Source organism: Pseudonocardia sp. T1-2H (assembly GCF_038039215.1).
Taxonomy (GTDB): Bacteria; Actinomycetota; Actinomycetes; order Mycobacteriales; family Pseudonocardiaceae; genus Pseudonocardia.
In genome coordinates, this window is sequence record NZ_JBBPCL010000001.1 from 4,375,611 (window position 1) to 4,399,629 (window position 24,019).

At 70.3% G+C, this 24,019-nt stretch carries 23 protein-coding genes and 4 pseudogenes; 11 read left to right on the forward strand and 16 right to left on the reverse strand.

Annotation, left to right across the window (positions count from 1 at the left end; all coding sequences use genetic code 11):
• The 3 genes and pseudogenes from WBK50_RS35265 to WBK50_RS21580 all read left to right on the forward strand — a co-directional run.
• A pseudogene (locus tag WBK50_RS35265) lies at positions 1-246 on the forward strand (hypothetical protein); the annotation flags it as partial.
• Positions 132-1,220, forward strand: a complete 1,089-nt coding sequence (locus tag WBK50_RS21575) for a molybdopterin molybdotransferase MoeA (protein ID WP_445942381.1) — start codon at positions 132-134, stop codon at positions 1,218-1,220. The pseudogene WBK50_RS35265 and the gene WBK50_RS21575, both read left to right, overlap by 115 nt.
• Positions 1,217-3,115: a molybdopterin biosynthesis protein gene (locus WBK50_RS21580; protein WP_341337349.1), complete on the forward strand. Its 1,899-nt coding sequence runs from the start codon at positions 1,217-1,219 to the stop codon at positions 3,113-3,115. Before WBK50_RS21575 ends, WBK50_RS21580 begins: the two co-directional genes overlap by 4 nt.
• On the opposite strand, the gene WBK50_RS21585 is transcribed toward WBK50_RS21580, so the two are convergent.
• From WBK50_RS21585 to WBK50_RS21600, 4 genes are read right to left on the reverse strand one after another with little or no spacing between them, the layout of a single operon-like run.
• Entirely contained in the window at positions 3,108-3,233 is a 126-nt protein-coding gene (locus tag WBK50_RS21585) for a hypothetical protein (RefSeq protein WP_341337350.1), read from the reverse strand. The two genes, WBK50_RS21580 and WBK50_RS21585, sit on opposite strands and share 8 nt — an antisense overlap.
• Positions 3,230-4,081 carry a catechol 1,2-dioxygenase gene (gene catA / locus WBK50_RS21590; RefSeq protein WP_341337351.1) on the reverse strand — a complete coding sequence of 284 codons (852 nt, stop codon included), beginning with the start codon at positions 4,079-4,081 and terminating at the stop codon, positions 3,230-3,232. The genes WBK50_RS21585 and catA overlap by 4 nt, the downstream gene beginning before the upstream one ends.
• Positions 4,082-4,132: 51 nt before the next feature.
• Entirely contained in the window at positions 4,133-5,236 is a 1,104-nt protein-coding gene (locus WBK50_RS21595; protein ID WP_341337352.1) for a mandelate racemase/muconate lactonizing enzyme family protein, read from the reverse strand.
• Positions 5,233-6,171 (reverse strand): LysR substrate-binding domain-containing protein, encoded by a 939-nt coding sequence (locus WBK50_RS21600; RefSeq protein ID WP_341337353.1) that lies wholly within the window; start codon positions 6,169-6,171, stop codon positions 5,233-5,235. The genes WBK50_RS21595 and WBK50_RS21600 overlap by 4 nt, the downstream gene beginning before the upstream one ends.
• Positions 6,172-6,480: 309 nt before the next feature.
• Here WBK50_RS21600 and WBK50_RS21605 point away from each other — a divergent pair.
• Positions 6,481-6,846: pseudogene (locus WBK50_RS21605) on the forward strand (Rieske 2Fe-2S domain-containing protein); the annotation flags it as partial.
• A 150-nt stretch (positions 6,847-6,996) separates the two neighbouring features.
• Here WBK50_RS21605 and WBK50_RS21610 read toward each other — a convergent pair.
• The 4 genes from WBK50_RS21610 to WBK50_RS21625 all read right to left on the reverse strand — a co-directional run bounded on the left by WBK50_RS21610 (position 6,997) and on the right by WBK50_RS21625 (position 10,163).
• On the reverse strand, positions 6,997-7,794 hold the full coding sequence (locus tag WBK50_RS21610) for a gamma carbonic anhydrase family protein (protein ID WP_341337354.1): 798 nt from the start codon (positions 7,792-7,794) through the stop codon (positions 6,997-6,999).
• Between the two features lie 205 nt (positions 7,795-7,999).
• Positions 8,000-8,206 carry a hypothetical protein gene (locus WBK50_RS21615; RefSeq protein WP_341337355.1) on the reverse strand — a complete coding sequence of 69 codons (207 nt, stop codon included), beginning with the start codon at positions 8,204-8,206 and terminating at the stop codon, positions 8,000-8,002.
• Positions 8,203-8,979, reverse strand: coding sequence for a type 1 glutamine amidotransferase (locus tag WBK50_RS21620; protein WP_341337356.1), 777 nt, complete (start codon positions 8,977-8,979; stop codon positions 8,203-8,205). The genes WBK50_RS21615 and WBK50_RS21620 overlap by 4 nt, the downstream gene beginning before the upstream one ends.
• A complete protein-coding gene (locus WBK50_RS21625; protein ID WP_341337357.1) occupies positions 8,976-10,163 on the reverse strand; it encodes a Mur ligase family protein in 1,188 nt (395 codons plus the stop codon). Before WBK50_RS21625 ends, WBK50_RS21620 begins: the two co-directional genes overlap by 4 nt.
• 714 nt (positions 10,164-10,877) lie before the next feature.
• Here WBK50_RS21625 and WBK50_RS21630 point away from each other — a divergent pair.
• A pseudogene (locus tag WBK50_RS21630) lies at positions 10,878-11,180 on the forward strand (LLM class flavin-dependent oxidoreductase); the annotation flags it as partial.
• Positions 11,181-11,354: 174 nt separating this feature from the next.
• Complete coding sequence (locus WBK50_RS35270) at positions 11,355-12,155, forward strand: helix-turn-helix domain-containing protein (RefSeq protein ID WP_445942382.1); 801 nt, start codon at positions 11,355-11,357, stop codon at positions 12,153-12,155.
• Here WBK50_RS35270 and WBK50_RS21635 read toward each other — a convergent pair.
• The 4 genes from WBK50_RS21635 to WBK50_RS21650 form a co-directional block, all read right to left on the reverse strand.
• Positions 12,071-12,349 carry a PIG-L family deacetylase gene (locus WBK50_RS21635; protein ID WP_341337358.1) on the reverse strand — a complete coding sequence of 93 codons (279 nt, stop codon included), beginning with the start codon at positions 12,347-12,349 and terminating at the stop codon, positions 12,071-12,073. The genes WBK50_RS35270 and WBK50_RS21635 overlap by 85 nt on opposite strands.
• Positions 12,350-12,614: 265 nt before the next feature.
• Positions 12,615-12,755: a hypothetical protein gene (locus WBK50_RS21640; protein ID WP_341337359.1), complete on the reverse strand. Its 141-nt coding sequence runs from the start codon at positions 12,753-12,755 to the stop codon at positions 12,615-12,617.
• A 208-nt stretch (positions 12,756-12,963) separates the two neighbouring features.
• Complete coding sequence (locus WBK50_RS21645) at positions 12,964-13,392, reverse strand: DUF1003 domain-containing protein (protein WP_341337360.1); 429 nt, start codon at positions 13,390-13,392, stop codon at positions 12,964-12,966.
• 122 nt (positions 13,393-13,514) lie between these two features.
• Positions 13,515-13,808 carry a hypothetical protein gene (locus WBK50_RS21650; protein WP_341337361.1) on the reverse strand — a complete coding sequence of 98 codons (294 nt, stop codon included), beginning with the start codon at positions 13,806-13,808 and terminating at the stop codon, positions 13,515-13,517.
• 350 nt (positions 13,809-14,158) lie between these two features.
• On the opposite strand from WBK50_RS21650, the gene WBK50_RS35275 reads away from it, so the two are divergent.
• On the forward strand, positions 14,159-14,401 hold the full coding sequence (locus tag WBK50_RS35275; protein WP_445942419.1) for a hypothetical protein: 243 nt from the start codon (positions 14,159-14,161) through the stop codon (positions 14,399-14,401).
• 393 nt (positions 14,402-14,794) lie between these two features.
• Here the strand turns inward: WBK50_RS35275 and WBK50_RS21660 are convergent, their stop codons facing one another.
• From WBK50_RS21660 to WBK50_RS21675, 4 genes are all read right to left on the reverse strand, one after another.
• Positions 14,795-15,481: a sigma-70 family RNA polymerase sigma factor gene (locus WBK50_RS21660; RefSeq protein WP_341339471.1), complete on the reverse strand. Its 687-nt coding sequence runs from the start codon at positions 15,479-15,481 to the stop codon at positions 14,795-14,797.
• A gap of 305 nt (positions 15,482-15,786) precedes the next feature.
• On the reverse strand, positions 15,787-16,524 hold the full coding sequence (locus tag WBK50_RS21665; protein ID WP_341337362.1) for a lysozyme: 738 nt from the start codon (positions 16,522-16,524) through the stop codon (positions 15,787-15,789).
• A gap of 240 nt (positions 16,525-16,764) precedes the next feature.
• A complete protein-coding gene (locus WBK50_RS21670; RefSeq protein WP_341337363.1) occupies positions 16,765-17,451 on the reverse strand; it encodes a M23 family metallopeptidase in 687 nt (228 codons plus the stop codon).
• Between the two features lie 766 nt (positions 17,452-18,217).
• Positions 18,218-18,463, reverse strand: a complete 246-nt coding sequence (locus WBK50_RS21675; RefSeq protein WP_341337364.1) for a hypothetical protein — start codon at positions 18,461-18,463, stop codon at positions 18,218-18,220.
• 1,613 nt (positions 18,464-20,076) lie between these two features.
• Here WBK50_RS21675 and WBK50_RS35280 point away from each other — a divergent pair.
• From WBK50_RS35280 to WBK50_RS21695, 4 genes and pseudogenes are all read left to right on the forward strand, one after another.
• Positions 20,077-21,258 (forward strand): annotated as a pseudogene (locus WBK50_RS35280) (GAF domain-containing protein); the annotation flags it as partial.
• 140 nt (positions 21,259-21,398) lie between these two features.
• Positions 21,399-21,650, forward strand: coding sequence for a sensor histidine kinase (locus tag WBK50_RS35285; RefSeq protein WP_445942383.1), 252 nt, complete (start codon positions 21,399-21,401; stop codon positions 21,648-21,650).
• A 702-nt stretch (positions 21,651-22,352) separates the two neighbouring features.
• On the forward strand, positions 22,353-23,633 hold the full coding sequence (locus WBK50_RS21690) for an acyl-CoA dehydrogenase family protein (protein ID WP_341337366.1): 1,281 nt from the start codon (positions 22,353-22,355) through the stop codon (positions 23,631-23,633).
• 150 nt (positions 23,634-23,783) lie between these two features.
• Complete coding sequence (locus WBK50_RS21695; RefSeq protein ID WP_341337367.1) at positions 23,784-24,017, forward strand: CoA transferase; 234 nt, start codon at positions 23,784-23,786, stop codon at positions 24,015-24,017.
• Positions 24,018-24,019 lie beyond the last annotated feature (2 nt).

A 24,019-nucleotide genomic window follows, 5' to 3' on the forward strand; every position in this document is an offset into this window, starting at 1 on the left:
ATGAGTGGGCGGGAGTTCTTCACCACCCGCACCGTTTCCGAGGTGCTCGCCGGCTTCCGGCCCGCCCGGCGTACGGCCGTCGAGGCCGTACCGCTGGACGCTGCGCTGCACCGCGTGCCGGTGGGGCCGGTATCGGCTGCGGCCGCGCTGCCCGGGTTTCCGCGGTCCACTGTGGACGGTTTCGCGGTACTTGCCGCCGACACCTACGGCGCGTCGGAGGGTCTGCCGTCCTACCTCGACCTCGCCGGAGCGGTACGGATGGGGCGGGCCCCCGACATCGCCGTACCCCGGGGGGCTGCGTCGCGATGCCCACCGGCGGGGTGCTGCCCCCGGGCGCCGACGCCGTCGTCATGGTCGAGTACACCGCCGAGACGATGCCCGGCACCATCGAGGTGACCCGGCCGGTGGCGCCCGGGGCGGGGCTCGTCCGGGCCGACGAAGACGTCGCCGCCGGCGCGGACCTGGTCCCCGGCGGCCGCCCGCTCCGCGCGCCCGACCTGGGGCTGCTCGCCGCCGCCGGCGTCGTCGAGGTCGCGGTACATGCACGTCCCCGCGTGACGATCCTGTCCACCGGGGACGAGGTGGTGGCGCCGTCGACACCCGCGCTGCAGCCCGGGCAGGTGCGCGACGCCACGGCGTCCGCACTCGCGGGGCTGGTGCGTGACGCGGGCGGCGACCCGATGATCGCCGGCATCGTCCCCGACGACGCGGGCGCGCTCGGCGCTGCGCTGAAGGACGTCCTGCACGACGCCGATCTCGTCGTCGTCTCGGCGGGCTCGTCGGTCGGCGCCCGCGACGAGACCGCGGGTGCGGTGGCCGCGCTCGGCGAGATCTGGTGCCACGGCATCGCACTCAAGCCGGGCAAGCCGACATTGCTCGCCGACTGCGACGGCGTCCCGGTGCTGGGACTGCCGGGTAACCCGCTCTCGGCCCTGGTCGTGTTCCGGCTGATCGGGGTGCCACTCGTATGGCGACTCGCCGGCTGCGCGCACCCGCCGCCGGAGCCGTCGACCCGCGCCCGGCTCTCCCGCGATCTCCCGTCCGCCGCCGGTCGGGTCGACGTCGTACAGGTCACCGTGGCCGACGGAGTGGCGACACCGATCTTCGGACCGTCCGCGCTGCTCTCGGTGCTCACCCGCGCCGACGGCTGCCTCGTCGTGCCCGAGCCCGCTACCGGCCTCGACGCCGGCACCGAGGTCGATGTGATGCTGTACCGATGACCAGCCCGTTCGTCTCCGATGTCCCCACCGAGCAGGCCACGGCGGCGTGGCGGGCCGCGTGCAGGGCGGCGGGGTGCGCGGAGCGGGTGGACGCGGTGCGGGTGGCGGTCGGCGAGGCGGTCGGGCGGGTCACGGCCGAGCCGGTGTGGGCGCTGCGGTCCTCGCCGGCGTTCGACTCCGCCGGGATGGACGGCATCGCGGTCCGCGCGGCCGACACCGTCGGCGCCGCCGAGACCACACCGGTGTTGCTGACGGAGTTCGAGGTGGTCGACACCGGCGACCCGCTGCCCGATGGTTACGACGCCGTCGTGATGCGCGAGCACGTGTACCACACCGGCGACGGCAAGGCCGAGCTGCGGGCCGCGGTGCCGCCCTACCAGCACGTCCGCTCGATCGGCGAGGACATCAGCGCCACCGAGCTGCTGCTGCCCGAGGGGCACCGGCTGCGGCCTGTCGATGTGGCGGCGTGCGCGGCGGCCGGGGCCGTCGAGCTGGTGGTACGACGGCAGCCGCACGTCGTGGTGATCCCGACGGGGGACGAGATCCGGCCGATCGGGACCGAGCCGGGCCCGGGCGAGATCCTCGACACCAACTCGTTGATGCTCGCTGCACAGGCCCGCGAGATCGGGTGCACCGCGCAGGTGGAGGCCATCGTCTCCGACGACCCGGAGCTGATCACTGCCGCGCTGCGGGACGCTGCAACCGGAGCCGACCTGGTGATCCTCATCGCCGGGTCGAGCGCCGGGCGCGACGACCACACGGCCCGCGTCGTCGCCGGGGCCGGGACGCTCGCCGTGCACGGGGTGGCGGTGAAGCCCGGCCATCCCGTCGTGCTCGGGACGGTCGGTGACACGCCCGTCCTCGGTGCGCCCGGCTACCCCGTCTCCGCGGCGCTGACGTTCGACATCTTCGCCGCACCGTTGCTCGCAGCCCTCGAGGGCACCGCACCACGGGAACGCCCGTCCACCCCCGCACGGCTCGCCCGCAAGCTCGCCTCGGCGATCGGCACCGACGACTGGGTACGGGTGCGGCTGGGCCGAGTGCGGGACGAGATCGTCGCGACCCCGCTCCCTCGCGGCGCGGGGGTGCTCACGTCGCTCGTGCGCGCCGACGGCCTGCTCGTCGTGCCGGCCGGGCTGGAGGGCCACCACGCCGGTGAACAGGTCCGGGTCGAGCTTCTTCGCGGGCTGGGCGAGATCGGCCGCACCATCGTCGCGATCGGATCGCACGACCTCGTGCTGGACGTGTCCGCCTCCGCGCTACGCGCTGCTGACCCGCTGATCACCCTGGCCTCGTCCAACGTCGGCTCGCTCGGCGGCCTGGTCGCGCTGCGCGACGGACTGTGCCACCTCGCCGGGTCGCACCTGCTGGACCCGGACACCGGCGAGTACACGCTGCCGTACGTGGATCGGCTGCTCGGCTCGTCGGGGATCGCAGTGGTCCGCCTGGTGCACCGCGACCAGGGCCTGATCGTCGCGCCCGGCAACCCGTTGGGCCTCTCCGGCATCGAGGACCTACCCCGCGCGCGCTATGTCAACAGGCAGCGGGGCGCGGGCACGCGGGCGCTGCTCGACCACGAGCTCCGCAACCGCGGCATCGACCCGGCGCAGGTCTCGGGCTACTCCCGGGAGGAGCACACCCACCTTGCCGTCGCAGCCGCGGTCAGCGCCGGGCGTGCCGATGCCGGGATGGGCATCCTCGCGGCGGCCCGCGCGTTCGGGTTGGACTTCGTCCCCGTCGCCCGTGAGCCCTACGACCTGGTCCTGCGCACGGACACATTCGACGACGAGCTGCTCGCCCCCTTGTGGGCGTTGCTCGAACGACCCGAGTTCCGGGCCGGCGTAGAGGCATTGGGCGGGTACTCGTGCGCCGAGACCGGGCGTCGCATCAGGTGAACACCAGGGCCACCGACCGCTTCGGATGACTTCCCGACAACCGGAGGTCGCCGCGCTCCGCCGGATCCACGTCCGGCGGGAGCGCGACGTCCATCCGGACGGCGAAGAGCCGGCTCACGCAGGGTCCAGCGGGAAGTCGTAGGTCACCTCGTTGCCCTCCCCCGAGGCCGCCGGGGTCGGGCGCAGGATCAGCTCGGGCTTGACGGCCTGGGCGACGTCGTCCTCGACGTACTCGCCGCCGTCGAAGTACAGCTGGCTGGTGACGAGCTGCTTACCCGGCGCCGACACCTTCAGGTGCAGGTGGGCGGGCCGCCACGGGTGCCAGCCGGCCGCGGAGATCAGGGCGCCGGTGGAGCCGTCGGTCGGGATCTGGTACGGCGCGGGCTGGATCGTGCGGAAGGCGTAGTGGCCGTCGGCCCCGGTGCGGATCGCCGCGCGCAGGTTCCACTCCGGGATGCCCGGGGCGAACTGGGAGTAGTAGCCCGCGTCGTCGGCGTGCCACAGCTCGACCAGAGCACCGTCGAGCGGCGCACCGTCGAGATCGGTCACCGTGCCCTGGAATAGCAGCGGGATGCCGGCCTCGCCCTCGCGCATCGGCACGGTGGCCTCGCTCGCGAACTCCGGCGCACCCGGGATGTAGTACGGGCCCTCGATGGTGCCGACGGCGCCCTTGCGGTCGGCGTTGGCCACCTCCTCCACGACGTGCTCGACGAAGACGTCGAGGAACAGCGGCCACTCGCCGGTCTCACCGACGCTGATCAGCCACGCCTTCAGCGCGTCGTACTCGGCATAGGTCACCTGGTGCTTGCGGACGACCTCGTGCAGGGCGGTCATCGCGTCCGTCGCGATGGCGGACACCCGGGCGTGGTCGACGGGGCCGGCGGCCCGCTCCTTCGCCGCGAAGGCCGCGCTGGCGTTGCGGCCGGAGCCGGCGGCCGTGGCGTTCTGCTCGGTGGATGCGCTCATGGTGGATCTCCTGACGCGTCGGTGCGGTTCGGATTCTCGTTCGGAGGACAGTCAGCGGTCCTGGCGGTAGTGCGCGAGCTTGTGGGGATCGATCTCGATGCCGATGCCCGGTCCGGGACGCACGACCAGCTCGCCGCCGGCGATCTCCAGCGGCTCGGTGAGCAGGTCGTCGCTCATGTCCAGGAAGTTGGAGAGCTCACCCGCGCGGCGGGAGGTGAGCCGGTGGGCCGCGCCGAAGGCGACCGTGCACGCGGTGCCGATCTGGCCGTCGATCTGGTTGCCCATGACGACCTCGACGCCCATGCCCTCGCACTGGTGCAGGATCCGCTGCGAGGTGCCGAACCCGGTTCGGGCCGTCTTGATGCTGATCATGGTCGCGGAGCCGCCGAGCAGCTCGCGGGTCACCTCGCCCGGCGTGGTGGCGCTCTCGTCGGCGACGGTGGGAACGGTGGTCTGCGAGACGAGCCAGCGCCGACCCAGGACGTCGTCGGCGGGGCAGAGCGCCTCGGCGAGGGTGAGGTCGAGGTCGGCCATCGCGCGCAGCGCCCGCGCCGCCTCCGACGGCGACCAGCCACGGTTGCCGTCGACGTAGAGCTCCACCTCGGGCCCCAGGGCCGAGCGCAGCGCCCGGCAGGCACCCACGTCGAGATCGACCGGCCGCCGGCCCACCTTCACCTTGAAGGTGGTGATGCCGTACCGGTCGCGGACCTTCTCAGCCTCGGCGACCATCGCCTCGTCGGAGGCGAACCCAACCATGTGCGAGACCCGCATCCGATCGGTGTACCCGCCGAGCAGCTGCGTGACGGGCAGGTCGAGGGTCTTCCCGAGCGCGTCCCAGACGGCCATGTCGACGGCGGCCTTGGCGGCCGGGTTGCCGACGGTGCGCTCCAGCCGCGCGTGCACGACCTCGCGCTCCAGCAGCGACAGGCCGACGATCTCGGGCGCGAAGATCTTCTCGATCACCGCGGCGATCGACTGCTGGGTCTCGCCGTAGGTGTACGGGCGGGGCGGGGCCTCGGCGACGCCGACGACGCCGTCGTCGCTGTGCACGCGGACGAGCACGTGGTCGGCGGTCTGGACCTCGCCCGAGGCGAAGCGCAGCGGCTTGCGGTAGGGGATCGCGAACGGGATCGCCTCGACGCGTGCGATCTTCATGTGAGTTCTCCGAAAGACAGGGGCGTCGTCGCGGAATCTGCAGGGGACGAGGGCGTGACGAAGCCGTTCGCCTCCAGCACCTCCAGGAGACGCGCGAGAGCAGGATCGAGGTCCTCGCCCACCCAGGCGAGGGCGAGATCGACGTACGCGTCGTCGGCGACGGCCACGAACCGGACGCCCTCCACGCGCAGAGCGAGCGCGGACTCGGGCAGCAGGGCGACGCCGAGGCCGGCCGCGACGAGGGTGAGCATCACCGAGGTCTCCGCGACCTCGTGGGCGCGCCGCGGCAGGAAGCCGACACCGAGGCACGCCTGCGTCACGGCGGCGTCGACGACCGAGTCCCGGGCGCCGTAGACCACGAAATCCTCGCCGCGCAGCTCGTCCAGGGCGGCGGGCTCGTCGCCGGCGAGACGATGCTGTGCGGGGACGGCCAGGACGAAGCGTTCCCGGGCGATCAGCCGCGAGGCGAGCCCCGACCTGCGCAGCGGCGGCCGCAGCAGGGCCAGGTCGATCCGGTCCTCGGCCAGGGCCGCCTCCTGCGCCGGGGTCAGCAGGTCCGGCACGAAGCGCAGGATCAGGTCGGGGAGCTCGCGGGCGGCGATCCGGGCCAGCTGCGGCAGCTGTTTGTAGGCCGCGAGTCCTGTGCAGCCCACCCGCAGCAGCCCGCTGTGCCCATTGCCGATGCGCTGCACCCGCTCCTGCGCGGCGTCGACGGACGCGAGGATGCGCAGCGCGTCGCGCAGGAACGCATCGCCGGCCGGGGTGAGGTCCACCCGGCGGGTGGTGCGGTTGAACAGCGTGGCCCCGACCTGCGACTCGAGCTGGCGGATCGCCTGCGAGAGCGGGGACTGGGCCATGTGCAGGTGCTCGGCCGCCTGCCCGAAGTGCCGGGTCTGCGCGACCGCGACGAAGTAGCGGAGCTGTCGGATCTCCATCGTCCGTCCTCCCTCCATCGGGTCGCTGCTCCGCGTGCGGTAGCGGTACGCAATTCCGGGCTCGGCCGAGCGCCGAGATGAAACGGAGCGTGCGCTCCACAGGTCATGGCTGTTTCAGCCACGACCACGGTAGGCCCGCCGACCGATATAGACAAAGACCTAGTTCGGCTCGATTAAGATCCGTGACATTCTAATAATTGCCGGGTCAGAACTAGGCAAATCTCCGACGCGGTATCGGGGCGTCCCCGTGACAGTCGACGGTCAGTACCGAACTCGACCCACTGCCGACTCGACCGGAGGGCCTTGCCCATGACCGCCACCGCCGACGTGTCCCACGTTCGCAAGGTCCTTGACGACGCTGTCGTCGACGATCCCGAGGCCGGGATCCACCGCGCCAACCGCCGCATCTTCACCGACGAGGAGATCTTCGAGCTCGAGATGCGCTACATCTTCGAGGGCAACTGGATCTACCTCGCCCACGAGAGCCAGGTCCCGAACCCGGGCGACTACTTCACCACCTACATCGGCCGCCAGCCCGTCGTGATCACTCGGGGCAAGGACGGCGAGCTGCACTGCCTGATCAACGCCTGCGCACACCGCGGGGCGATGCTCTGCCGCCGCAAGACCGACAACCGTCCCACTTTGACCTGCCCCTTCCACGGCTGGACCTTCCGATGCTCGGCCACTCGTCATCACCCCGGCGATGCGGTACGTCCACGCCGCGGGCCACGTCGAGCGCTCCGCGGTCCACGGGCTGGATGAGCCGGCCAAGTCGCCCATACGAATCCGGTGGGGCCGATGGTGTGGTCGGTCAGAACCACCGAATCAGAGCCGGTCGCTGCGCACCACCTCGGGCGCCGGGCGGCGCCGGGTCGGGTCGGCCGGGTCGGCCGGCTCGGTGGTCGTCGTCGCGGCGGCCGTGGAGGCGGTGGCCTCGCTCCTGGTGTCCACGGCGAGGAGCTCAGGATGCTGCTCGGTGGGCAGGATTCGGTCGTAGCGGTGCAGGGCCAGGCCACGGGCGTAGCGGCGGGCCATGTCCGGGAACGGGGTGGCGGTGTCGCCGATGCCGAACACCGTGCCCGGGTAGTCCAGCGGCCCCATCAGGGCGCGGATGCGGTCGTGGTCGCCGGGGGGCACCAGCTCAGCCGGGTCACCGCCGGCGAACCAGCCCATCGGTACCGACGTGCCGTCCGGGAGCACGGTGTTGACGTGCACGACGGCGTGGAAGTCGACCTCCGCGCCGACCCCCAGCAGCGCGCCGGTGAACACCACGGCGCCGGTCGCGATCCGCGTCCCGCCCTCGACCACGCAACCCGTGAGGTGGGCGTGCGGCCCGACCAGCACGTGGTCCCCCAGCCGGACGCGGTGCCCGGGCACCCCCCGGACCACGGCGTTCTCCATGATCACGCAGTTGGCGCCGATCTCCACCGGGCCGCCCTCCGCGGTGACCACCGCACCGAACAGGACCCGGCTGTGCGGCCCGATGACGACGTCCCCGCACACCACCGCCGTCGGTGCCACATAGGCCGTCTCGGCGACGCGCGGGGAGTGCCGGCGGTGCTGGATGAACATCGCGCCGTGGCGCTCGACCCGTGGCCGGTTCGGGGACTCGTCCGTCGCCATCTGCGCCACCCCATCGTCGCGGCCGATCACAGTGCGGCCCCCGGGCCGAACCCGACGTGGCCCGCGCGAGGGCCGATGGTACGGGCGAGGGCCGGTCCCGGACAACGGCGGCCCCCGGCCAGGTCGAGGCTCTCCAGAGGACTACCGAGTAGTCGTCCCGACCTGCGGCCGCAGGGATAGCGAGGCGGGGATTCCTCGCCTGGCTCTACCGGCCGAAGATGGCGACGGCGAGCAGCACGCAGGCCGCCACGGTCAGCAGCACCAGCAGCATCGCGCGCGGCGCGCTGCGGCTCGGTTGGACCTCGCCCGGCGGGGTGCCGCCGCGCCGACGACTCGAGTCGATGCCTTCACCATGTGCCCACAACGAGGAGAGCCCGATGAAAGCCCGGCCCCACCGCCGCCGGCCGGTCACCGACCTTCCCCGCCCGCGATCGGCGCGCCACCGAGCCGGCGCCGAGCCCGGGCCAGGTAGCTGGCCCGCAGGGCGGGTAGATCCGGGACATCCGGCTCACCCGTCCCCGCGAAGGACACCCCCGTCACCCGCTCGAGCAGATGATCCGCGAGCGCCGGGTTGCGGGCCAGCACCGGGCCGTGCAGATAGGTCCCGATCACATTCTCACCGACCGCGCCGTCCACCGCGTCCCGGCGCGCGGATCGAGCGTCGTTCCCGGTCCCCGACACCACCCGGCCCAACGGACGCGCTGACGGCCCCAGGGTGGTGGCACCACGGTGGTTGGCGAACCCGGTGACCAACCCGACCCCGGGAATGACGCAGCGGGTGACCACCTCACCCACGATCCGGCGCCGCCCCGGCGAGGTGCTCAGATCCAGTAACCCCACACCGTCATGGCGGCGCCCCTGTAGATCGGTCAAGGTGTGACCAAGAATCTGCAGGCCGGCGCACACCCCGAACGTCAACCCCGGCCCGGCCAGCACCCGACACAAGCCGGGGTGCCGCCGCAACCAGTCGACCGCGAAGCCCTGGGCGGTGTCCTCACCCCCACCCAACAGGTAGATGTCGCACGACGTCGGTGGTGGGGCGGCGGCGGTGATGTGCTCGACACGGGCACCGATGCCGCGCCAGCGGGCGCGCTGTGCGAGCACCACCGCATTGCCCGAGTCGGAGTAGGTGCCCAACACATCCGGCAGCAGCACCCCGATCGTCAGGTCCGACGCCGCGGTCACCCCGAGCCACCTTCAGCGGTGACGAGCCGGCGGCGCAGCTGGTGGAAGGCGGTGTAGTTGGCGACCACATCGACCTGCCCTGGTTGCAGCTGATCCAGCCCGGCCAGCGGGTCACCCACGGTGGTGTGGGCGATCCCGGCGTAGCTCAGGCGCACCCCGAGATCCGCCGCGTTCTCCCCCGCCGCTACGACCGGGCGCGCTCCCAACTGCTCGAACGCGACATCCCACAACCACGAGGTGTCCCGGCCATCAGCCTCCCGGGCATTCACGACCACCAGCAACGGCCTGCAGTCCTGCAGCAGCCCGACCGTCTCGGTCCACCCCGCCGGGTTCTTCGCCAACAACAGCCGCAGCCGATGCTCGCCATGGGTGAGGAGGGCGTAACGGCCGCCCACGTCCGGTAGCTGCGCCATCGCGGCGGCGCCGACGCGGTGCTCCACCCCGAGCAGCGACCCGGCCGCCAACGCCATGACCGCGTTGCCCACGTTGAACCGCCCCGGCAGCTGCAGACGGAGCGGGACCACCTCACCCCCCGTGACCGCAGCGTCGTCGAGGGCGCTCCACTGCGGATCGGGCCGGGTCAGGCCGCAGTCGCACCACCACTTCTCCTCATCCGCGTCGCCGCGGTGCAAGGTGGCTCCGCAGCGCGGGCAGCTGCCGGAGTCGGCGCTCCACCGGCTGCCGGTGGCGACCCACACCGTCCGGGCCGCCTGCTGCGCGGCCCACACCACCATCGGGTCGTCGGCGTTGGCCACCACCACGGTGTCGGGGTGGGCGGCGAGCGGGACCGCGAGCGCGGCCGCGACGGCGCGCACCTCGCTGCCCCGGTCGAGCTGATCGCGTGACAGGTTGAGCAGCACGATCACGGCCGGGTTCACGGCGGCCGCGACCGCGGCCAGGTGCAGCTCGTCGACCTCGATGACGGCCGTCGTAGCGTCCCGGTCGGCGGCGAGCGCGGCCACGACACCGTCGGCCATGTTCGCCCCCGACGCGTTGTGCAACACCGGACCCGCGGTGCGCAGCGCCGCAGCCAGCAGATGGCTCGTGGTCGTCTTCCCGTTGGTCCCCGACACCAGCACCACCCGCCGGCCGGCCGCGAGCCGCGACAGCGCCGACGGGTGCAGCGCCAGCGTGACCCGGCCACCGATGATGCCCCCAGCGCCGAGTCCGACTCGCCGCGACACACGGCTGGCGGCGAGCCCTGCCGTGACCGCGACCCTCGTCCACCACCCCCACCTCCGCCGGCGCGGTGGCGCGGTCCGCGCACCACGGACCGCACCACCCCGCGCCTCGTCAGTCGCTACAGGTTCCGTCGAGCTCACCGTCACAGCTCCAACCTGGCGAGCGTCTCGACTCTCAGGATGGTCGGGGCGACGAGCCGGAGCCCGGCTGCTCGCCCGGCGACTCGATTGTCGCCACCCTCCACCATGTCCGGACTTGACGTGCCCGACGGCCAGGCATCGACGCCTGATTCCGCTAGGTCTGGCTGCTCTGTCCCAGGGACCATGCTCGCCTCCATCCAGGGAACCATTTCGACAGGTGCGAGCCGGAACGCCACCGCCCGGCCTGGCCGGAAAGGGGGCCACAATCCTGACCGCGCAGGGCCGCTCAGGCCAGAGTCGGGGCCTCAATTGGCACAAGGAGGGTCCGGACGGCCTAGCTGCTACCCACCCACCCACCCCGCGGCCCCGGCCGTTAGGCGTAGCGAGGCCAGCGCGCGCCGGACACCGAATCTCGCTGCTCGCACAGCCGACGACGCATCCCGGGCTACGCCATTCCATACGGCCTAGCGATATTCCGCTTCACAGAGGAACGAGCGACGGCCCGGCTCGGGGCCCGGGTCGAGCCATTAGGGGCCCTGCACCTGGTCGCACCGAGCCGGACCGTCGCCAAGGTGCTCAACGCTGCGCGTCGTCGCCGAGCACGCCGACCTGTGGAACATCCCCGGCGGCGACATCGACGACGCCGTCCGCCGCAGCGCACTGCTGGACCGCTACTGCGCCGAGATCGGCCGCGACCCTGCCTCGGTCACCCGCTCGATCCACCTGCCCGTCTCCTACGACCAGCCCAGCATCACCCATGACGCGATCGGCAAAGCGATCGACGCCGGCTTCCAGCACATCGTCCTCGGGCTGCCAACGCCCTACCCCGCCAACGTCGCACGGTGGGTCACCGACGAGCTCATCACCACGTCGACCTAGGACGCTAGGTGTGGTGACCCGGGACGTTGTTGACGGGCCGCAGGGCGTGTCGGGTTGATCTGAGGGAGGACCTCCGGGCGAAGTGAGTGTGTCTGACGCATCCGCCTCGAACACCGGAGGTCCTCGGTGGCACACCGTAATGCCCGCACGACCGTCTATGCCCGGCGGCTGATCGTGGAACGGTTCCTGGCCGGATGGCCCACGGCCCGGATCGCCGAACAGCTCGGAGTCTCGCGAGCCACGGTCTACAAGTGGGTCCGCCGCTTCGATCGGTCCGTCGAAGGGGCCGCCCGCGACGGCCTGTCGCCAGTTCCACAGGCTGCCGCCCCGGAAAGAGAACGCGTGCTGTCGCCCGTCGCCGTCGCTGCCGGCCCAGGACGTACCGAGGGACCAGCGGGGGAGGTGGCAGGGAAGCCACTTCAACGGGAGGCTACCGGCTCCGCTGTCGTGATCGGCGTACAGCTCGAAGACCGACTTCTTGTCCTCGGCGATCGTGTCGGTCAGGTTCTGGGCGAAGTCCCCGATCGCGTAATCGCGATGTTCGATCACGATCGGCCGGTTTCCGGAGTCTCTGGCGTAGGAGGTGGCGGCGGCGCGCGCGAAGCGGGCGACCGCGACGTGATCGAGATGGTCGATCCAGAGGAACGGGTCGGGTTCGGCGTCCTGTATCCGCAGGATCGTCGGGCCGAAGGCCGTCATCAAATTCACGAGGGTGGCGAGCAGCCCGGCCCGGTCGTAGATCTGGGGCTGCCCGACCGGGGAATCCGGATAGACGATGGTGACCGCCGTCGCCGTCGGGTCGGCCCACAGCCCGGGGACCGCGTGCGGTTGCTGGTCGTCCCCGCCGTCCGGGAGGCCGAGGAAGAGGAGCTCGACATGTGGTGCGGCGTTCAGGACGCTGCTCTCCACCTCGTGACCGCCGGCGACCGTGACGGTTCGTGTCCACTCGTCCGGACCCCGGCCATCGACGCATAGGCGGAGCACTCGCCGTCGCGGCGCTGCCCTGCGTAGGCCTCGCGGGTCGTCCCGTTGCCATTGAACTCACCGGCCGTGACGTAGACCGTCCGGGTCGGGGAGCCACGCCGGATCCCTTGCACGATGGCGGGGTTGAGGAAGATCAGGTCGTCGTCCTCATGGGCCACGACCGAGAGATTTCGTTCGACAGTCATGGGGGCGCTCCTCCACATCGGGTCTTCGCGCCGCCGCCCGATTCCGGGCGCAGAGCCTGTCGCCGGGCCGATTCGAGTCCTGTCCGGTGTATCCGTCCTACAGCCGTGATCCGACTGGCCTGGTGGGTCTTGGTGTCCTTCTCCCGCCCGCCGACCCAGCTGCGGCGTCTTGCCGAGACTGCTGGGCCAGCGCGCGAGCTCCTCGCCGGTGCTGTAACGCTCCGGGAGTTCCGCGCTCGTCCCGGCACGCTCAGACCAGGTCTTACTACTGGCAAGGCGCGCCGGTGGTGTGGTGGGCCATGGTGTGCAGGTGCCAGTAGCCCCCGGCGCCGGCGACGATGTAGGGCACGTCGCGACCGTTGAAGGGGCGGGTGAAGCGCTGGTAGTTGTGCACGTGCCCGGTCATCACGGCGTGCGGTGTTCGTCCGGAGGCGGTGAACGCGGCGTCGAGAATCCTGCCGACGTAGACGCTGCCGCCGTGGTGGGCATCGGCAGAGTATGGGAGAGGTGCACCGCGACCAGTAGTGCTCCGTCGGTGGGCGCCGCGGCTAGTTCGGGAGTCCTGACCGGGCCGGCGCAGTCGACAACCGACCGGTGGCTGTCCCGCCGTGGGCTCATTGCCGGTCGTCCGTGGCTGAATTTGTAGTGGGACGACCGAGCACGTGATCGTGGATCTGTTCTATCAGCGCTTGGGTCTCGCGGGTCAGCGCGGTGTTGGTCTTGAGCTCCTGTTCCTGCTCGACGAAGTCGTGATTGGCCTTGGCCTGCTGAAACGCTGCCGCCCGATTCTGCCCGATCATTACGAAGGTGGACAGGAAGATCGCTTCCAACGAGACGACGAGCGTCAACTTGGGCCACGGATCCTTCTCCAAGAAGATCATCCAGACGGCGAAGACGACGGCATGGATATAGACGAACGTCATCGAACCGGCGAAGGCGGTGATGCTGTCGGCCAAGCGAACCTGGAAGTGCTTGTGCCGGGCCTCGATTTGCTCGAGCACGGCCGGGTGTTCTGGCGGGCTGGCCCGATTGAGGATGGCCACGATCTTCCCTTCCGCCAGCGCCTCGCTACGTTCGGCGCGTTACTTGCCTGTGCGACTTCCCCGCCGAGGGCCCGGCGATCAGTCTGACGGCGGCCCTCTCCTGCAACGATCAGAGGCCAAGGTCAGGTGCCGGACGCCTTGGCGAGATCGTCGGCGCGCACGCGCGCGTCGATCGCGTCGAGCGCGGCCAGGCGCGCGTTGTCGTCAGCCCACTCGGCGTAGTCGATCGCGGCGGCCGCGTCCTCTTCTGCCCAGTCCGCGTCGTTCGCGGCGGCGCTGGGATCGAGTTGGGCGTTCCGCTTGTCGATCTTCGCCTTGAGGTCGTCCATCTTGGCGCTGGCGTCGGCCTTCATCTGGGCCCACTTGCTCCGTGCGCTGTCCGCCGCCTCACTGGCTTGCTGTTGCGCGTCCTTCACGGCCAGGTCGATGTCGGTCTGGGCCTGATCGATTCGCTTCCTGAGCTGGTCACGGGTCTCCGCCGTGGCAGCCTGTACCGCCGCTCGGTCTCGGCGGCGCGCGTCTGCAACGCGTCCATTTGGGCCGAATAGTCCATTAGTCCTCCTGACCCATTCGCTTGCGGGTCTCATGGCAAGAGAAGCGTGTCCCGCCTGCTCGCGCAACGGGCAAAACGACCGGATTTCGGGAAACCTACTCGTCCGAACGGACGCCGGCCCTTACCCACGAGTCCGTCCAGAATGACCTCGGGCGGAAGTTCCGTGGGCTCTTCGCTGATCGCAGCTACGCCCTCGAGACCTACCGGCGCCTTTTGCGCGAGCGCGGCATCACCCCACACATCGGCCGCCATGGGGTTGCCGACGGCTCCGGGCTGGGCACGATCCGCTGGGTCGGCGAAGACGAAGAACGAAGCCGACCTCGATTGTCCTGGCGGGCCCGGTACGCCCACATCACCCTGGCCATGCTCGCCGCCGCCTACCTCGCCGCGACCCGCGCCGCCGAACACGAACAGCTCGTCGAAAAAGGGGATCTCGAACCGGCCGGCGGCGCCTGATCCCACTGTCGGGCCACGAGATCCGCCGCCTCCTCGCCCTCGCGCTCAACCCGGCCGTCTGTGTCGAGCACGTCCCGGCCTGGTCGGACTGGCGCCGTCACCGGCAAGACCCGACCCGGGCCTGCCACTACCGACGTCGCGAACAAGCGCCGGGCGCAGGGCCGCATCCCGTCCTGATCCGGAACCGGACACCGCGTTTCGTCGTGCGCCAACGCTTAGAGCGGCGGCATGGTCGGATGGTTCGGGTGGACACCGGAGGAGCGAGTCTCTCACGCATACGCAGCCGCAACGCGCGCTGTTGAACGCGGCCGAGACGGCCCTTACGGCACACGGGTGGGCAGACGCCCGGAGAGGACGTCGCCCCCGCGCCGCCGAGGTCAGCACCGCAACGGCCTACAACCATTTCTCGACCAAGCACGCGCTGATCGGCGCTGTCCACCAGGCAGCCCGACGAAGCTCGCTCTCGCCGTGCGGGTCGCCAGTCGGACCCCCCGCGGTCTCAAAGCCATTCCCCTCGAAATCCTTGAGCACTTTTCGGCGTAGTCGGGCGAGTGCACGATGCTGGGCGACGCGGACGGCACCCGAGGTGGAACCGACGGTATCCGCCGTCTCCTCCGGGGAAAGGCCGACCACGACCCGCAACACGATGATCTCCCGTTGTTTCTCGGGGAGCTGGGCGAGCAGCCGGGCCATCTGGCCGGAGAGCTCGCCGCGCAGGGCGCGCTGCTCCGGGCCGTCGGAGCCGTCGAGGGCGTCCGGGACGTCCGCGACCGGCTCGGATCTGTTACGGGTCGCCGCGCGGTGCGCGTCGATCACCTTGTGCGACGCGATGCCGTACACGAACGCCAGGAACGGTCGCCCCTGGACGCGGTACCCGGGTAGGGCCGTCAGCACAGCCAGACACACCTCCTGCGCGACGTCGTCCGCCGAGACCGAGGCGCGGTCCGTCCGTCCGAACCGGGCGCGGCAGTACCGCACGACCAGAGGCCGGATGGTGGCCAGTACACGTTCGACCGCTCTGCGGTCACCTGTAGTCGCAAGGGCTACCAGCTCGTCGGGAACGTCTGTTTCCTCACTGATTTGGCCCCCTCCTCCCGGCTCATGGGGAGCCGGCTTCAATTGGCGACTCGTTACGTCGTCCTCATGTTGCCGATTCATGCCCGACACTTCGTCGGCCTCTTCGTCTCCCCGGCCGGCGCGGCCGGCTCGGAGCCAGAGCAGCGAAGGCGCTGATCGTCGCGGTGCTCGACTCCGTCGCCCTCGCGATCCTGGGCGTCCCGTGAGTTCATCGTGATGACCTCGGTAGGCACGTTCGGCTTCCCCGCCCAATGGCAGGTCAGGCGCCCACCGTTCGGCGGGCAGGAACGCGGGTCGTCACCGCAGGGTCAGGCCGCCGCCCCCGCCATGGCCTGCAGCGCGCGGTAGGTGCCGTTGAAGACGTTCTGGTCGCCGGCCAGAGGGCCGGAGCTGGCGTGCTGCCAGAACGTGTAGCGCCTCCAGGCGTAGGGCAGCGGACCCACCGCCGGCGCGTACCGGGCCACCCACAGCGAGTTGGTGCTGCTCATGTCGGCGAGGTCGCCGGTGCACTGCCTCCACCACTTGGTCGAGGTGTAGATGGTCGGCCATCGGCCGGTCCGGGCGTGCACCTTGTTGCTGAAGTCCTTCACCCACCGCACCATCTTCGCGGGGCTGAGCCCGTAGCAGGTGGCGCCGTAGGGGTTGTACTCCATGTCCAGCGCCGGGGGCAGCGTCTTGCCGTCGGCGCGCCCGCCGCCGCCGTGGTTCAGGAAGTAGTCGGCTTGGGTGGCCCCGCCGGATCGGTCGGGGAGGGCGAAATGGTACGCGGCGCGGAGGATGCCCGCCGCGGCGGCGCCGTTGTACTGCTGCTTGAAGTACGGGTTCGTGAAGGTGGTGCTCTCCGTGGCCTTGACGTAGGCGAACCGGGCTCCGCGGTTATACGCGGCGGCCCAATCCACGTTGCGCTGATGGCCACTGACGTCCATGCCGCGAACACCACCACGCGCCGGCACTCTCGACGCCAACGAGGCCGCCGCGTAGGTGCCCTCGTGCATCGCGATCTGCGACCCGGCGGTGTGGTTGTCCCACGCGGTCGGTCGCGGCATCGCGCCGGGCACGGCCGACGCCGGGGTGGGCGCGGTAGTCGGGGTGTGCGCGGTAGTGGCCGCATGCGCAGGGGAATGACCCGAGAGCAACAGAGCAGCGGCACACAACCCGACTGCGGCGACACTCATCCGACGGTGGCCGCCGGCATTGAAGGTGGTACCCATGGTCGGCCCTTCAGCATGCCGGCACGGACCTGCGAGACATCTGCATCTCTCAGGCAGACCCGTGCCGGGCGCGGTCTAATAGGAGCACCCACGTCTCGGGAGGCTCTTGACGGGCGGCGGAGCCACTCCCTTGGACAGCGCCACCAACAGCGCCCTGGGACACCGCAGAGTCGACCTGGGATAGGCGATCTGCAGGTGCAGGTGCGGGCCGGTGGAATCTCCCGTGCTTCCGGTCAACCCGAGCCGCTGCCCACTGGCGACCCTGCCGGTAGCCGAGATACGGGTGGCGTGGCAATAGGTGTATTTAGCGCCGTCATCACCCCGAAGCATCACCCCGTTACCGCAGCCACCGCCCTGGTAGATCCTCGTCGCGGTACCGGAGGTGACGGCGTAGAACGGTGTCCCGGAGGCCACCGCAATATCGATCGCGGGGTAGTCATGGTGCGGCGCGGTCAGCGAACTCCTTATCGCGCCCTTCGGCAGTACCAAGGTGTAACGGGTCGGCCCCCGCCCGGAGAGCGACGCGCCACCATCATCGTCATCATCGTCATCGTCATCGCCGTCGTCATGGCGAGGGGCGGACAACGCCGGATACTTGCCGCCCGGGTTCGCCGCCGCCGGCGATGTCCCGAAAGCGACGAGCCCGACGACGGCCAGCAACGCCGCGAGCGCGAGCGAACACAATCTGTTCCACCAGACCCGACCGGCGTCCCCGTCCACCATCGCCGGGGCGCCCGCCTCCTCATCACCGTGATCTGCCATCGTTTGCCCCCGATCGGATAGCCCTCCTGAATTGCCTGGTTTCCGCTCGACCCCTCACGGACACCTCTGCGCTATGCCCGATCCCCCGCCCCCTGTCTCGGCCCGGCCGAGCCCTATTACAGATACTCGACAACCCCCTCCCGCCGTCAGGCCCATTTGCCCGCCTTATCGGGGCTCCGTATGGCGGGCCTCCATACGGTCGAGATATCGCCCGACTAGCGCCCACCGCTTCCGGCTCGATCAGCCCGTCGCCTTCCTCGAGAACCTCGGTCATCCGCTCGGAATGTCGGTGGCCGTGGTCGCCGACCGGGGAACAGGGCCGGTGGCGATACGACCACGCTTCGTCCAGGTTCGGGCAGGCCGGTCTTCGGGCGAGCGCGACCTCAATGCGGAAGTAGGCCTCTGGCGTGCGTCCGGCGCTGGGAGGTCGCATGATGACGGACAGGCCGGTCGGTGACGCCGAGCTGCGCGGCGAGTTGCTCCGCAGGCTGGAAGTGGACCCATTGCAGCGACTGTCCTGATCACTCGCAACCGGCTGGACGCGGGCACGTGATGGGTGATCATTCCGCGTGCCGACATTCGACGAAGTCGGTGTCGTGAAGGGATCCCCGTCGAGCATGGCGAGATGGCAACGTGCGGTCAGCGGATCAGCTGAGGAACATCGTAAAGACGAGCAGCGTGAGACAGACCGCTGCCGGTCGCGGCGATATCCGGTTGGCAGTGCCTACAGATTGTGGTGACAGCTGGGTTTTTGCGCGAGGCGCGGCTATCCCCCTTGTGCGAAGAAGATTTCAAAACCGAGACCGGGGATTGTCGCGTCGCGCCAGGTGACGACGACTCGGTCCTCGGATACGACTATCTGCAGGAACTCTGAAGGACCGCTGTTGTTACTGATATTGGTCTCGTTGTTGAAGTTGCGGCCGCTGTCCGTGCTCCGAGCGAAGAAGACGTCGGTGCTGCCGCCTCGACCGGTCGCTTCCCCTGTCGCATAGACGTCGTTCCCGGACGCCACCTTCTGCGGATGAACAGCCCGATGGCAATGTTCAGCTTCTTCGTCGGATCAAAACTGGCGCCCTTGTTCGCGCTTCCCCTGACGATCGGCATCCTGGTTAGGGTTCCGGCGTTTGATTGGGGGACCGACGTTGTCACGTTCTCTCCTGCTCCCTCGGAGTGGACGCAGCTGCCACGACCTCAAGCTGGGGACGTGGCGGGGCCGACGAGCCGACCTTCAGGTGGAGCCAGGGCTCGCCGAATCGACGCGGCTCTATCGTGGCCTCAGGGCGCAACCTCGCCACCCCACTCTTCTCATCCGCTACCTCGATCGACCGCGCCGTAGCCTCTTCCGTCGGTCCACGAGGCCGGCGACCCACCGGGTTATTCTGTGAGTCTCATAGGATCGCCGGCCGCGGGAGTGTTCCGTTGCTCGTGTATGCCCCGCGCAGCGATTGGGTTTGGGCCCCGGCGATGCTGTCTCGGGCTACCGGGAGGTTCGGCAGCACCGTCGGATCCGTCGCGCCCGACTGGGCTCAGGTGTCGCCTCCACCTTGGGATCCTCCTGAACCGTTTCCAGCTCAGATCAGCCGCTGTACTCCACAAGCGCGCTGAGAGCGCTACGAAAATTTCCTGCCGAAGGTGGGTCAAAATGGAGCGATGCTGCGCATGCCTCCTCTAGAATGTCCAGGACGTGGCATTCCCCAGGGTTGATAGGGACATTGCTGACGGAACCGGCTGCGCCGAGGAAACGGCCCGCGACGACCACGCAGGGTAGAGCTGGGATTATCGTTGGAAAGCGTGGGCCTGCGGCGGTCGAACTGAATCTCGCAGGAACCGTGAGACAGTGGAACGATCTGCTGGCCCCTCATGACCGCGGCGCTTGCCGTGGCGGCGCCGGTGGCACTGCTCGTCGTCGGCGTGCGGCTACGCCGCTCCGGCGGACGACCGGATGCTCGGCTACCCCGGTCAGCTACTCCGCTGTCCTTCCGGGTCTTCGCCACCCGCGAGGGCGCGGTCGGCGGCACGACAGCCAACGGGCACGTCATCACGCGCGTGATCACTTCGTGGCGCTGCCCTCACGGCGTGCGTTGTCCCCGAAGGGCACCACGACGTACAGCGTCAAGGTCTGTACAGACGACGGCAAGTGCGAGACCGCGCCGGTGTGGGACGTCGGCCCGTGGAACACCACCGACGACTACTGGAACCCGCCTGCCGTAAGCCCGGTTCGCCCCGCACCGGTCCCCCGGCCGGCTGCCAGCCCGGCACGGTCCGGCCCCGGCCGAATCCGTCATCCGGCGGCATCCCCGGACGTGGTGAACGAAGAGGTCGATCATGCGCGGGAGCGGGTGAGCCGAGCGGGGCCAGTGTGTCCGCCCGCCCTGCGAAGAAGGTGGGGCGCCTTGACCGACCTGCCTTGAGGCCGTCGAAGCCTGGTGGCGGGGCGCGCCGTCGGGACGGGGTCTTGATTCGCCTCCGCGCTGCGAGCACGTTGGGCGTCCGGGAGGCGGCGGCGTGGTTGCTGCCGGGGCGGAGGTCCTGACGGCTGTCGGGCTGGGTAAGCAGATCGCCGAGGAACAGGCGGCGCTGCGCCGGGTGGCGACGCTGGTCGCCCGGGCGACGGTGCCCGCGGAGGTGTTCGCCGCGGTCACCGCGGAGGTCGGGCGGCTACTGGAGGTCGACTTCACGCATCTGTGCCAGTACGACCCGGACGGCGCGGCCACGACGGCCGGCGTCTGGAACCCCGCCGGTGGCGCCGAGCCCGTCCCCGGCGAGACGCGGTGGAGCCTCGGCGGGTGGAACGTGACCACGCTGGTGTTCCGGACCGGTCGCCCGGCGCGGATCGACGACTACGACCACGCCTCGGGCGCGGGCGCCAGTGTCGGACGCGAGTGGGGGTTCCGCTCGGCGGTCGGCGTGCCGATCAGCGTCGAGGGCCGGCTGTGGGGCTTCATACTCGTGGCCTACACGCACGAGGAGCGGCTGCCGGCGGACACCGAGGCGCGGCTGGCCGGGTTCGCCGAGCTGGTCGCGACCGCGATCGCCAACGCCGAGGGCCACGCCCAGCTCGAGGACAGCCGCGACCGACTGCGCCGCCTCGCCGAGGAACAAGCCGCGCTGCGCCGGGTTGCCACACTCGTCGCCCGCGGGCTGCCACCAGCCGAGGTGTTCGCCGCCGTCGCACACGAGGTCGGCCACGTCCTCGATGCCGACGGCACCGTCATCGTCCGCCTCGACCCCGACACCACGACCACCGTCGTCGCCAGCGTCGGCGCACACCACGCCGAACTCCCCGTAGGCAGCCGCTGGAAACCCGAACCCCCCGTCGCCGTAGCAGTCGCCCTCCACACCTGCCGCCCAGCCCGCTGCGACAGCTACAACCACGCCCCCGGCGACTACGCCGACGCCGTCCGCCGCCTCGGACTCCAATCCTCGGTCGCCGCACCGATCACCGTCGAGGGACGACTCTGGGGCGCCATCGGCGCCGGAACCCGACACGGACGATTCCCCACCGACACCGAACACCGCATGGCCGGATTCACCGAACTCATCGCCACCGCAATCGCCAACGCCGACAGCCGCGCCCAACTCACCACCTCCCGCGCCCGCATCGTCACCGCCGCCGACGACGCCCGCCGCCGCATCGAACGCGACCTACACGACAGCACCCAACAACGCCTCGTCGCACTCGGCCTCACCCTGCGCCTGGCCCAAACCACCGTGCCCACCCACCTCCCCCAACTCCAATCCCAGCTCAGCCGCATCACCGACGAACTCACCGAAGCCACCGAGGAACTCCGCGAAATCGCCCGCGGCATCCACCCGGCAATCCTGTCCGAGGGCGGACTCGACCCCGCCCTACGCACCCTCGCCCGCCGCGCCGCAATCCCCGTGGAACTCACCATCCACACCGAAGCCCGCCCCCGGACCCGATCGAAGTCGCCGCCTACTACGTCGTGTCCGAAGCCCTCACCAACACCACCAAACACGCCCACGCCTCCCACGCCCACATCACCCTCGAACAACACCCCACCCACCTGCACCTATCGATCCACGACGACGGCATCGGCGGCGCCGACCCCACCCACGGTTCCGGCCTCACCGGACTACGCGACCGCATCCACGCCCTGGACGGCACGATCAACGTCGACAGCCCCCCCGGACACGGGACCACGATCCTCGTCGAACTCCCCCTGCAGCCCGACTGACCGCTCGACCCGAGGCCGCCTCATCGCACAGGGTGTCTGCTTGCCCGCACTCTTGATCTCGCATGGGACCACGCGGAACCTCGGCTTCCGCACGCCCTGGCCAGTACGGGCCTCGACCCGAAACCCCCCGTCGACGTGCAGGCAGCAGTCACCGTGCTCGTCGCCTCCCCCGCGCACGGCTGTCACCTGTCACGGGTGATGCACCCCGTGCGAGGCGTGAGCAGGGCGTCCGGCTGGTCCGCCGTCGGTGCCGTCGCACGGCCCAAGAGGACCGTATGCCGACGGAAGGCACGAGACATGACGATCGGCCCGGTCCAGCTGAACGTGCTCGGACTCCAGCATCCGGACCGCTCCCACGCCTGCCGCGATCGGGCCGATGAGTGGGGCGCCACCGCGTCGTTCCCGTTGTGCGGCGAACACCAACCGGTCCAGAAGTCCGTACCCGCGACACAGTGGCTACCGGTATCGGCCCTCATACCGTCCTGTGTCAAGCCCCGACCGTGCAGCAGGACGCCACCCGGGTACCGGCGAGGGGTCGGCACCCCGGCACCCGCCGAGCCTCACGCTCTCCATCCGGCGGGCGGGCCGGCAGGCCCTGCGACGGGCGGTGGCGCCCTCCCTCAGGCGCGTCCTGGCGACACGAGAAATCCGCACCACAAAGACCAAGAAGAGCATGGAAGAGGAGTGCCGAGGATGAATGCGATGAAGCAGACGGCCACCGACTCGGTGCCGGGCTCGCCCACTGCGGCTACCGCGGATGCGAATGGGAAACCCGTCGTCGAGCCGCCCGTGCTGGGTGGCCCGGAGCACACGGACTACTACCGGCTGGACGAACTTCTGACCGACGAGCAGCGAGCGCTTCGCCGGCAGGTGCGCGAGTTCATGGACCGGGAGGTCCTGCCGATCATCAACCCCTACTGGGAGCGTGCGGAGTTCCCGCACGAGCTGGTTCCCAAGCTGGCGGAGCTCGGCATCGCGGGTTTCCAGATCCCGGGTTACGGCAGCCCGGGGATGAGCAACGTGACCGCGGGGCTGGTGATCCTGGAGCTGGCGCGCGGTGACCTGAGCATCTCCACGTTCGCCGGCGTGCACTCGGCGCTGGCCATGATGTCGATCGCGCTGCTGGGCTCGGAGGAGCAGAAGCAGCGGTTCCTGCCGCCGATGGCGCGCCTGGAGAAGATCGGCGCCTTCGGCCTGACCGAACCCGCCCACGGAACCGACGTGGTCATGCTCGAGACGACCGCGCGCCAGGACGGCGGGTCCTATGTGCTCAACGGGCACAAGCGCTGGATCGGCAACGCGACCTTCGCCGACTACACGATCATCTGGGCGCGGGGCGAGGACGGGCACGTCGGCGGGTACGTGGTGGAGAAGGGCACGCCGGGGTTCGATCCTCAGTTCATCGCGGGCAAGACGGCGCTGCGCTGCGTGCAGAACGCGCAGATCTCCCTCACCGACGTCCGGGTGCCGGCGGAGAACCGACTGGAGAACTCACACACCTTCCGCGACACCGAGGAGGTGCTGCTGGCCTCGCGCTTCTGCGTGGCCTGGGAGGCGGTCGGCGCCGCCGTCGCCGGCTACGAGACGGCGCTGGCCTACGCCCAGCAGCGCCACCAGTTCGGCGTCCCCCTGGCGAGCTTCCAGCTCGTCCAGTACCGGTTGGCGCGGATGCTGGCAGACGTCACCAACATGCTGTGCCTGCAGCTGCGGCTCAGCCAGCTCATGGACGAGCGCAAGGTGACGATGCCCGAGGTGGCACTGGCCAAGATGCACAACTGCGAGCGCGCACGGGCCATCCTCGCCGACGCCCGCGACCTGCTCGGCGGCAACGGCATCGTGCTCGACTACCACGTCGCCAGGCACCTGGCCGACATGGAGGCCATCGACACCTACGAGGGCACCGACGTGGTGCAGGCGCTGATCGTCGGCCGTGACATCACCGGTCACAACGCCTTCATGCCCCCCGCTGCGCCTCGTCACTAGGGCCGGCCGGGCACCGCACCTCCCGCTGCGTGGCGACCCGGGCGGCGGGACAAGGACCACACCGCCGTGTCGGCGGTGCTTGCTCCCGGCAGGGCCCCGGCCGCCGCCCCGAGCGAGGACCTCGAACACCCAGCTGAGAAGGAACCCGTCATGGAGAACACGCCCCTGCTGGACGGACTACACGTCGTCGACCTCGCAAGCTTCATCGCCGGACCCGCCGCAACCACCGTGCTCGGTGACTTCGGCGCCGACGTGGTCAAGGTGGAACCGCCGGGCGTCGGGGACAGCTACCGCGCCTTCAGCCGCTTTCCCCCAACCCACAGGTCGAAGGCATCAACTACACCTGGCAGCTCGACAACCGCAACAAGCGCAGCATCGAGCTGAAC

Coding starts and splice junctions, on each gene's coding strand:
- WBK50_RS21580 (WP_341337349.1), top strand. CDS start 1,217: ATGACCAGCCCGTTCGTCTCCGATGTCCCCACCGAGCAGGCCACGGCG.
- catA (WP_341337351.1), bottom strand. CDS start 4,081: ATGAGCGCATCCACCGAGCAGAACGCCACGGCCGCCGGCTCCGGCCGC.
- WBK50_RS21595 (WP_341337352.1), bottom strand. CDS start 5,236: ATGAAGATCGCACGCGTCGAGGCGATCCCGTTCGCGATCCCCTACCGC.
- WBK50_RS21600 (WP_341337353.1), bottom strand. CDS start 6,171: ATGGAGATCCGACAGCTCCGCTACTTCGTCGCGGTCGCGCAGACCCGG.
- WBK50_RS21610 (WP_341337354.1), bottom strand. CDS start 7,794: ATGGCGACGGACGAGTCCCCGAACCGGCCACGGGTCGAGCGCCACGGC.
- WBK50_RS21635 (WP_341337358.1), bottom strand. CDS start 12,349: ATGACTGTCGAACGAAATCTCTCGGTCGTGGCCCATGAGGACGACGAC.
- WBK50_RS21640 (WP_341337359.1), bottom strand. CDS start 12,755: ATGACCGGGCACGTGCACAACTACCAGCGCTTCACCCGCCCCTTCAAC.
- WBK50_RS21665 (WP_341337362.1), bottom strand. CDS start 16,524: ATGCCGCGACCGACCGCGTGGGACAACCACACCGCCGGGTCGCAGATC.
- WBK50_RS21670 (WP_341337363.1), bottom strand. CDS start 17,451: ATGGCAGATCACGGTGATGAGGAGGCGGGCGCCCCGGCGATGGTGGAC.
- WBK50_RS21690 (WP_341337366.1), top strand. CDS start 22,353: ATGAAGCAGACGGCCACCGACTCGGTGCCGGGCTCGCCCACTGCGGCT.
- WBK50_RS21695 (WP_341337367.1), top strand. CDS start 23,784: ATGGAGAACACGCCCCTGCTGGACGGACTACACGTCGTCGACCTCGCA.